The sequence below is a fragment of the Oleiphilus sp. HI0067 genome (assembly GCF_001635735.1).
This window is the reverse complement of the sequence record NZ_LWFI01001379.1, coordinates 1-1,102: the sequence shown is the minus strand read 5'-3', so window position 1 is coordinate 1,102 and position 1,102 is coordinate 1. Positions and strand designations below refer to the sequence as shown.

Here is a 1,102-nt window from a genome sequence, read left to right as displayed (position 1 = left end):
GCACTTCTCTTTATCTGAGCGAATGCTTTTGGGCTCATTGGTGAGCGATTCAGCCGTGTAACCTAGCTTTCCTTGGTACTGAAAAATCATGTATCCCATTAAGTGGAACATGACCACAGAATAAAAGTTGGAAATCGCGGATTGAAGAGCCATTGAGACAAACGAGCCCTCGTAGCCAATAATTTGGCTAAGCAGATCAACAGAACCAAGCATGACCATCATCAATGCTAAGATAAGGCCATAAGGCATTCCAATACTGCTAATCAGCGCAATTATTTTTAGAGGGTTCAATGCTTCTGCGAGACTCTCCGTCATCGCATAGAGAATGATCATCGCCGGTATTGAAACGATGACAAAGAATCCAAGAAACGAAGCGAATCCTGATCCTAATAAAGTACCTGCTGTTGCGACAGCCACTAATAGCAATACAAGAACGAAGAGTATTTTGAATACTAAAAGCACACCGCCTTCATAAGCCGATGTGACATTGGGTGCTTGCATATTGCCCATGGCTGTTTCGGAAAGACAGTTAAAGCAATACTTAAACATCACACCAGAAGTTAATAGGTATAAACCTATCATCAGTGGCACAAACAAAAAGCTTGCCGCTGCCATGGCCATCGAAACAACAACGATAAACGAAAGGCTTTGCTTGCTCAGAGGATACCGGAAACTTTGATCAATTCGCCGCCAGAAGGGTACGACATCAGATTGAACGCCAAGGCTTTCAGTTTCTCGCTCACAGATCATGCATGTGGGATTTTTGTTTGTTTTGCTTTCATTTAAACAGGTAGGACAAAAATCCTGATCGCAATGAGTGCAGTGATGGCTAGCAGGGCTAAGAGGGTGATAATGGCAGTAGGACATTATTGACTCCCTCCCAGGCCTATTGTTGTTTCAGCAATATTTGCATAGTGCTGGGATTTTTCTGATTGCTTGCACTTTCCAAAAACAATCGACAGCTTTCGGGCCAGAACATCGAGGTTGAGTTGACTATTTTGTTGAGTGTTGAGCTTCTCGAAAATATCTTCAGCAAGGCTTATATGCTCGTTAGTACAAAGTTTTAATGCCAGCTTGTATTGCTGCTCTTCATTCAGCTGGC

Annotated in this window: 2 protein-coding genes; both read right to left on the bottom strand. The window is 42.9% G+C overall.

All coding sequences use genetic code 11. The annotated features are described in order from the left end of the window. Positions 1 to 867: hypothetical protein (locus tag A3739_RS21885; protein ID WP_156502753.1), on the bottom strand; the 867-nt coding region annotated here is incomplete at its 3' end. Continuing rightward, a partial coding sequence (locus A3739_RS30245) for a hypothetical protein (RefSeq protein WP_197472490.1) occupies positions 867 to 1,102 on the bottom strand: 236 nt, incomplete at its 5' end. The genes A3739_RS30245 and A3739_RS21885, both read right to left, overlap by 1 nt.